The 7759-nt window shown below is 63.2% G+C and carries 8 protein-coding genes and 2 pseudogenes; 7 read left to right on the top strand and 3 right to left on the bottom strand.

What is annotated here, in order from left to right:
- A pseudogene (locus EN914_RS16965) lies at window positions 1-408 on the top strand (adenylate cyclase); the annotation flags it as partial.
- A gap of 54 nt (window positions 409-462) precedes the next feature.
- Here the strand turns inward: EN914_RS16965 and EN914_RS16960 are convergent.
- Window positions 463-1059 (bottom strand): CGNR zinc finger domain-containing protein, encoded by a 597-nt coding sequence (locus EN914_RS16960; protein ID WP_024504165.1) that lies wholly within the window; start codon window positions 1057-1059, stop codon window positions 463-465.
- Window positions 1060-1176: 117 nt separating this feature from the next.
- On the opposite strand from EN914_RS16960, the pseudogene EN914_RS16955 reads away from it, so the two are divergent.
- Together EN914_RS16955 and EN914_RS39220 are read left to right on the top strand one after the other, a co-directional pair.
- Window positions 1177-1887, top strand: a pseudogene (locus EN914_RS16955) (alpha/beta fold hydrolase); the annotation flags it as partial.
- 41 nt (window positions 1888-1928) lie between these two features.
- Entirely contained in the window at window positions 1929-2084 is a 156-nt protein-coding gene (locus tag EN914_RS39220) for a hypothetical protein (RefSeq protein ID WP_245265349.1), read from the top strand.
- 10 nt (window positions 2085-2094) lie between these two features.
- Here the strand turns inward: EN914_RS39220 and EN914_RS16950 are convergent, their stop codons facing one another.
- Window positions 2095-3021: a DMT family transporter gene (locus EN914_RS16950; protein WP_024504166.1), complete on the bottom strand. Its 927-nt coding sequence runs from the start codon at window positions 3019-3021 to the stop codon at window positions 2095-2097.
- 192 nt (window positions 3022-3213) lie between these two features.
- Between EN914_RS16950 and EN914_RS16945 the strand changes: the two genes are divergently transcribed.
- Window positions 3214-4110 carry an MBL fold metallo-hydrolase gene (locus EN914_RS16945; RefSeq protein WP_338101339.1) on the top strand — a complete coding sequence of 299 codons (897 nt, stop codon included), beginning with the start codon at window positions 3214-3216 and terminating at the stop codon, window positions 4108-4110.
- Window positions 4111-4170: 60 nt separating this feature from the next.
- Here the strand turns inward: EN914_RS16945 and EN914_RS16940 are convergent, their stop codons facing one another.
- Window positions 4171-4776 (bottom strand): NADPH-dependent FMN reductase, encoded by a 606-nt coding sequence (locus EN914_RS16940; protein ID WP_013530052.1) that lies wholly within the window; start codon window positions 4774-4776, stop codon window positions 4171-4173.
- Window positions 4777-4865: 89 nt separating this feature from the next.
- Here EN914_RS16940 and EN914_RS16935 point away from each other — a divergent pair, with 89 nt between their 5' ends.
- The 3 genes from EN914_RS16935 to EN914_RS16920 all read left to right on the top strand — a co-directional run.
- A complete protein-coding gene (locus EN914_RS16935; protein WP_024504168.1) occupies window positions 4866-5234 on the top strand; it encodes a helix-turn-helix domain-containing protein in 369 nt (122 codons plus the stop codon).
- Between the two features lie 574 nt (window positions 5235-5808).
- On the top strand, window positions 5809-6546 hold the full coding sequence (locus EN914_RS16925; protein ID WP_032899377.1) for a response regulator transcription factor: 738 nt from the start codon (window positions 5809-5811) through the stop codon (window positions 6544-6546).
- A 50-nt stretch (window positions 6547-6596) separates the two neighbouring features.
- On the top strand, window positions 6597-7759 hold a 1163-nt coding region (locus tag EN914_RS16920; RefSeq protein ID WP_206527210.1), incomplete at its 3' end, for a 7TM diverse intracellular signaling domain-containing protein.

The raw sequence follows: 7759 nt of genomic DNA, 5'->3' as shown, positions 1-7759 counted from the left end.
GACCCGAACGAGGCCGACACCTGGGCGGCATTGTCCGACATCGCGGTCCTGGCCGGAAGGGTCGAAGAGGGCCTCGAGCACATCGGCAAGGCGTTCCGGCTGAACCCGTTTCCGGCGAGCTGGTACTATCTGACGCTCGGCCAGGCGCAATATGCGGCGCGCGACTACCAAGCCGCTATCGAGACGTTGCGCCGTGACGAGACCTATCGCACAAGCTCACGCCGTTTCCTGGCGGCAAGCATGGCCCAACTCGGCCGGCTCGACGAGGCGCGCGCAGAGGCTGAACTGTTCCTCGTCGGCAACCCGCATTTCACAACCCATCACTGGGCGACGACCGAGCCATTCCGCGACGCCGCTACGCTCGAGCATTTCGTCGATGGTTTTCGCAAGGCCGGTCTTCCGGAGTGACGCGCCGGCATCCGGCCCGCCCGCAGCAAAGGCGACGTGGTGCGCTAACCCAGTCTAGACGTCGGTATGATCTCGGTGGCGCGACACCTTCTCGCGGTTGCCGCAGGTGCGCATGCTGCACCAGCGCCGCTTGCCACCTCGCGACGTATCGAGGAAAAGCCAGCCACAGCGAGGGCAGGAATGCAGCCTGTCGCGCGGCAGGGTGAAGAACGCTTCGATGGACAGCATGGCCAGCAACGCGGTGACGGCGTCCGGATCGCGCCACCGGCCAAGGGCAAGCTCCGGCCTGGTGCCATCCAGCTCGATAGACCCGGCGGCAAGCGAGCTTGCCGTGCGCGAGAACAACACGCCGAGCGGTTCGACCGCAGACGGTTTGCCCGCGGCGATTGGCTCGAAAACCTGAAATGACGCCTCCCGCATTTCGCGGACCCCTTCCACGAACCGCCCATCCGCTATCTCGGCAACGGCCTGCGCCTGGCGATCGTCGGCAAGCCCTGAGGCGCTGAACCAGTTCGCAACATCCCGGACGGACTTGAAGAGTTCATTGTCTGCTGCCGGCGCCCGCCGGTCGAACACGGCGTTCGACAGGTCCAAAGCGGGATGCCCGCCTATGAAGTGATCCGGTACCCATTCGGTGTATGCATCGCCCATGGAACATAACCTCATTAACCGGATTATACGGTTACATGATGTAACCACTATCATACGGATACGTGGTGTCAAAGCCAGCGCGTCGCCAGATCGGCGCGGAACCCTGGGAGGGAGAGGATGTGCAGCAATCGTTACAAGACCCGCCACGAAACCATCAATGTCGACGGCCTCGACATCTTCTACCGTCATGCCGGCGATCCCGGCAGACCGGCAATCCTGCTGCTGCACGGATATCCGACTTCGTCGCACGTCTATCGCAATGTCATCGAACCGCTGGCGGAGACAGCCTATGTGGTGGCGCCGGATCTGCCCGGTTTCGGCTTTTCGTCCGCCCCTTCCATCGATGCCTATGACTACACGTTCGACAACCTGGCCAGCACGATCGAAGCCTTCATCGAGGCCCTCGGCCTCCAGCGATTCTTCCTCCACATCACTGACTTCGGCACGCCCGTCGGCTATCATCTCGCCACACGGCGTCCGGATCGCATCCTCGGCCTGATCGCCCAGGACAGCAACGCTCATGACGAGGGGCTGGGACCGGAATGGGACGCGCCGAAGGCGTTCTTCGCCGAACCGACTGAAGAAAACCGCGCCAGACTGCCGGACTGGATGAATTTCGAGGGGACCCGAAATCAGTATATCGGCGGTCTCCCCGAGCGTCTGAAAGTGCTGTTTCCGCCCGAGGGTTGGTATCTCGATACGGAGCGCCTGGCGAGGCCCGGCAACACCGACATTCAGTTCGAACTCTTCACCGATTATGGCTCGCACATCGCGCGCTTCCCGGCCATCCAGGCCTATCTCCGCGACCAACAGCCAGCATGCCTGGTGCTGTGGGGGCGCCACGACGCCTTCTTCGCCTGGACGAGATCATGGCCTACAGCCGCGATCTCGACGCCGTCGAAATCCATGTCTTTGAGAGCGGGCACATGCTTCTCGAAACGCATCATCGCCAATGCGCGGCTCTCATCGCTCACTTCATGCACGAGGTGGAGACTGGGGTATTTCGCGATCCGGCGGGGCGTTGAACGTCGACGTTCAAACCGCCACTTCGATGGGCTCGGCAAGCCTGGGATTGGCCCGCGCGGCGATCAGGCAGCCGGCGACGATCAGGCACGCTCCCGTCAGCGTGGTCCAGGTCGCCTCCTCGCCGAAGAAGAACCAGCCAAGCGCGACCGCCCAGATGAAGGCCGAGTATTCCGTCGGGATCAGATATTGCGCTTCGGCGCGGGCGTAGGACCAGCTCATCAGGAATTGCCCGGCGAGCGACAGCACCGTCACCCCGGCCAAAGGAAGCCAAAGATCGCTCGGCAGGGCGACGGCAAGCCAGGGTGCCGCGAGGCCGAGCAGGATGGCAACGCAAAGGTTCTGGAACAGCATGATCTCGATCGGCTTGGCCAACTGCGCCTGTTGCCGGGCGAGGATCAGATTGTATCCGTAGAACACCGTCGACACGAGCACCGCTGCCGTGCCGAGCATGGCGTCCTGCGAATAGTCTGCCTGCCCGAACTGGCCGGCCATGATGATGGCGACGCCGGCGATGCCGGCCAACGATGCCCAGACAGCCTGGCGTCGGATCCGTTCGCCCAGCAGCAGCGCGGCGAGAAACAGCGCAAACAAGGGCGCCACGAAGCTGAGCCCGATCGCCTCCGCGAGCGGCAGCCTGGCCAAGCCCCAGAAGAAGGATATCAGCACGACGCCGACAATTGCGGCACGCAGCGCATGCAGCCTCAGCACCGGAATGGTCGGCTTTAAGCGTGGTCCCGCCAACCAGGCTGCGCCCGCGACCACGGCCGCGACCATGCTGCGCCACAGCAAGGTGTTGTAGACCCCGACCGCGATGACCAGGATCTTCATCGCCGCATCCATCCCGGACAGCAGGAAGATCGCAAGCGCGCATACGAGCACCGGGATCATCGGGGAAACGGCGCCGGTCGGGCTGGATGTCTTCACGGCTTCACTCATGTGACGGATCGCAGCCGGATATACCAGGGCAAAGGGCGCGACCAGATGGCAGCCCGGTCGATGTAGCAGTCCAACCCCGATTGGGCCGAGGCTATCGTGACATCAGGGTATCAGCACCATGCCGGCGAGTTGAACGAAACGGACCGCCTCGCCGACTGCATCATCCGGCCACGGCAGGCGACGCACGCACCCATGGCACAGATCGAATTGACGGGGCGGGTTGCCGACGCAGCTGGCCCGTCGCATGTTGCCGGTTGTCTGCAGAACGGATCGGAAAAAATGCACCGCATGGCTTCGGGCGACCTTTATCAGACCTACGATCTTGGTGACTTGCGCATCACCTCCTTGCGCGATGGCTATGTCGACATGCCGATCGGACGGCTTCGGCAACCCGGCGACAAGCCATTTGGCGATGAATTGCCGCAACAAGTGGCGTTGGTTGGTGGTCAACTCAGACTGTCCGTCAATGCCTTCGCGATTGACGATGGAGACGGAATCATCCTGATCGATACCGGTGCCTCGAACGCCTGGCATCCCACCATGGGCCGACTTCCCGAGGCGCTGGACGAAGCTGGCATCGATGCCGGACGAGTCCGTGCCGTCTGTTTCACCCACACCCATCTCGACCACATCCATGGTCTTGTGCTTGCCGACGGCCGCGACGCTTTCCCGCGCCTGGCGCGTTTGCTCGTTCCCGGGGAAGAACTCGGCTTTTTTCGCGCCGAAGCGCGGCTCGAACGATTTCACGGCATGGCGGAACCCTTCGAAGCCGGAGACCGTATCGGGACACATGTCGACATTGTCGAAGCCCATGGCCATGAAGCGGGACACAGCTGCTTTCGTGTTTCGAGCGGTGGCGAACGCATTCTGATTTGGGGCGACACCGTTCACGTCCCATCGCTTCAGTTCGATCGACCTGAGGTGACGTGGGAATTCGATGCCGATCAGGACCAGGCGCGCGAAAGCCGGTTGCGGTTGCTGGCGCTTGCTGCCGACGATCATTGTTTCGTTGCCGGCGCGCATCTGGATTCGCCCGGTGTCGGCCGTGTCGTCCGATCCGGTGCCAGCTTTCGATTTGAGCCGCTATAATTGAAAAAGGGCGGCGCAAGCGCCGCCCCGGATCCTTGGGAGGATAATTCGAACCGGCGGTCAGGCCGCCTTGACTTCCTCGGCGACGGCGTCGGCCTGACGCGCTGCCTTGAGCACCTTGGCCCACCAGGCAACGTCGTTGACCAGAGCTGTGGCGGCCTGGTTCAGATGCTCGAGGTCTTCCAGCTTCTTCTCGCCCTGGCGGACGGCGAGGAAATCGCCCCAGGCGATATGGACGGCCGACTTGACCGGCGCCATCTGCAATTCGACGGCATGAAGGCGGAGCTGTTCGACGGCGCGAGCGCCACCGACGCTGCCATAGCCGACGAAGCCGGCCGGCTTCTTGTTCCATTCATTGGCGGCGTAGTCGATGGCATTCTTCAGCACCGCCGTCGGGCCATGATTGTATTCGGCGGCGGTGAAGATGAAGCCGTCGAATTCGGCGACCTTCTTCTGCCAGCGCTGTGCCACTTCGTTCTGCGACGGCGCCCATGCGGAGGATGCGACCTCGTCGAAGAACGGCAGCGGGAAGTCGCGAAGGTCGACGATCTCGACATCGATGTCGGCATGCGACTTGGCGATCTTGGCGATCCACTGGGTTGGCACATCGGCGAAACGAGCGGCGCGCGTCGATCCGACGACGATGGCAATTTTGGGTTTGGACATAAGGGCTCTCCTTGCACGAAGTACTGGTATCATTTGGATACCTGCGCTATATGAGATACTGCAAACGCGATGCACAAGAAGGCACTTTTTTGTTACCGAGGCACCCACACCGCTCCGAAGACTGCCGCGCCATCTCGGAAATCCTGCAGCGCGTCGGCGACAAATGGACCGTTCTGGTCGTCGGCAAGCTGGGCGACGGACCGCTGCGTTTCAACGAATTGCGCGCAGCCGTCGGCGGCATCTCGCAGAAGATGCTGACCACCACCTTGCGCGGGCTGGAGCGTGACGGCTTCGTCACCCGCACCGTGTTTCCAACCATTCCGCCGCGCGTCGATTATGAGCTGACCGAGCTCGGCCACGAGCTGCTGATCCCCGTCAGCGCACTGAGCGAATGGGCGCGCGCCAACACCATGCGCGTCAAGGCGGCGCGCGAAAAATTCGACGGCGCCCGCGTCTGAAACCCTTGCGCGGCAAGGGATTCAGCCCCGCACGCAACATCCGGCTTGTCTGATCGGAAATTCTATCTCGGCTGCGCGGATCGTGCCCGAATGCAAGCGCCGTTTTGGCTGGCGGATTGCCGCTCATGCGGTCCCCTAACGGCTGCCGCTCAGGCTCCTGATGCGCGCACATCGCATCGCGCGGCGGCACAGGTATCACACCGTGCGCCCCGCTCGCCAGGAGCCTGTCCTCCACGCGTGCAGGCGACGCGCGAGATGTCTTCCTTCACCTCCGCGTAAGCGGTCACGCCGAGCAGACAGGTCGTCGCGACCAGGGCCGCCACGAGCCAACCGTTCAGCAGATGTTGACGCATTGTCTCTCCTCCGATTGCAGCAGGATCGGGCATGGAGGCAACCGTTGGATGTCGCGAAAAGCGCCTCCCGCACGGGCGCTGTTACAAACGGCCATACCCGGCTCGCTCTACCTGATCCCAGCTATGTCGGCGGCAACCGATCCATGGCAGACTGGGTACGATCGGTTGGGTATTTTCCGCCCGGCTGCTACAGGTGAAAGCCGCCATTCGCGTCGAGGTTCATGTCGTCCAAGGAACATCCCGCCATCGACCTGCCATCGGAAGCACTGCTGCCGAGCCCGCTGCTTGTCGTCGAGGACGAGCCGATGATGCAGGTGCGGTTGCGCTCGATCCTGAGGGGCCTTGGCTACGCTCAGGAGGAGCTGTTTTTCGCCGGGTCGATCGCGCAGGCCAAGGCCCTGCTCGTCGACCAACCCTTCGCCATGACGCTGGTCGATGTCGGCCTGCCCGATGGCAACGGCATCGACCTCATCGGCTCCCTGCACGAGCACGACGCGGCGCTGCCGATTCTCGTCATCTCGGCCTGGAGCAACGAAAACACCATCCTCGAAGCCCTGCGTGCCGGAGCGACCGGCTATCTCTTGAAGGAGCGCGACGACGTCGAGCTGTCACTTTCGATCCGCAGCACCATTCGCGGCGGCGCGCCGATCGATCCCTTCATCGCCCGGCGCATCCTGGAACTGGTGTCGGCGCCGGCGTCATCCGGGCGCGCCCGTTCCTCCACCGACAGGCCGGGGCGCGGCAAGCCCGCGCTTGCGCCGCCGCCTCCCTTGACGCCGCGCGAGGTCGAGATCCTCAACCTCGTTGCCAAGGGGCTTACCAATCGAGAGATTTCGGGGGTCCTTTCCCTTTCCAGGTTCACGGTCGAATGCCACATTCGCAACATCTACAAGAAGCTGTCGGTCAAATCCCGGACGGAAGCGATTTTCGAGGCGCGGTCGCAAGGCTTCTTGCCCTGATATTCCTGCTCCTCGCGCCGGGCGGCATCGCCCTCGGCGCCGACGGGGCCGTGCCGTTCAAGACGATCGAGGCCGTTCGATCCGGCTGGGACGCCGCCGCGCCGCCGGCCGCCGGCTGGACCAGCGTGACCTTGCCCGATGACTGGGCGACGCGCTGGCCCGGTTTCGACGGCGTGGTCTGGTATCGCCTCACCTTCGACAGGCCCGACGCGGCCGAGCCGCTAGGCCTCGCGCTGAACTACTGGACACTGGCCGGATCGATCTCTGTCAACGGCGCGGAACTCGGCCGCGACGAATTCCTCGTCGAGCCGTTGACGCGCTCATGGAACGTGCCCCGCTACTGGCAGCTCGCTTCCCCGGTCCTGCATGCCGGCACCAACACGCTGCTGATCAGGGTCTCGGGCCTAGCGCCGTACCAGCCAGGCCTTGGTCCGGTCCTGATCGGCCCGCCTTCGGCGACGCGTGCCCATTTTGTCCAGCAATTCTGGATTCGCCGCGAACTGCCGGTCTTCTATCTCGGCGTCACCGCGGCGCTTGGCACCTTTTTCTTCGTCGTCTGGCTGCTGCGCCGAAGCTTGAAGGCCTATGGCTGGTTCGCCCTGATGACGATTGCGTGGTTTTGCTATTCGCTCAATTTCGTGGTGACGAGCCCCTGGCCGTTCGGGGCGACCGACACCTGGCAGCGTTTTATCATGCTCTCCTTCATGGTCATGGCCGCCGCCTTCGTGCTGTTTGTCATCCGCTTTGCCGAGCGCCGCTTTCCCAGGGGGGAAGCCGTGCTGTGGGCCGCGCTGGCGATCGGCGCCGCGGCCCTGTTTGCCACGCCGCATTCCCAACTCGGCCCGATGCTCAACCTGCTGGCCTTGTTCTGGTCGCTGCTTTACATCGGCGCCTGTTTCCTGTCGATCGGCCTGACCTGGCGCAGCAATCGGCTGGACCACATCGTCCTTCACATCGTCAACGCGCTTACCATCGTGGCCATCCTGCATGACCTGATGACCTATCTCGGCATCCTTCTTGGCAATGTCTACTACGTCACGCTGACATCCCACTTCCAGATGGTCGGCATGGCGCTGGTGCTGGCCTGGAACTTCGTCGCCAACATGCGCCGCATCGAAGGGTTCAACGACGAGCTCACGGCCAAGATCGAAACCGCCAGGGAGGAACTTGCGCTGACGCTGCATCAGCAGCATGAGGTCATCCTGGCCAACAC

The organism is Mesorhizobium sp. M7A.F.Ca.CA.001.08.2.1 (assembly GCF_003998455.1).
In the GTDB taxonomy this organism is placed as follows: domain Bacteria; phylum Pseudomonadota; class Alphaproteobacteria; order Rhizobiales; family Rhizobiaceae; genus Mesorhizobium; species Mesorhizobium ciceri.
Note: the sequence above shows the minus strand (reverse complement) of the source record. Positions and strands in the feature narration are given on the sequence as shown.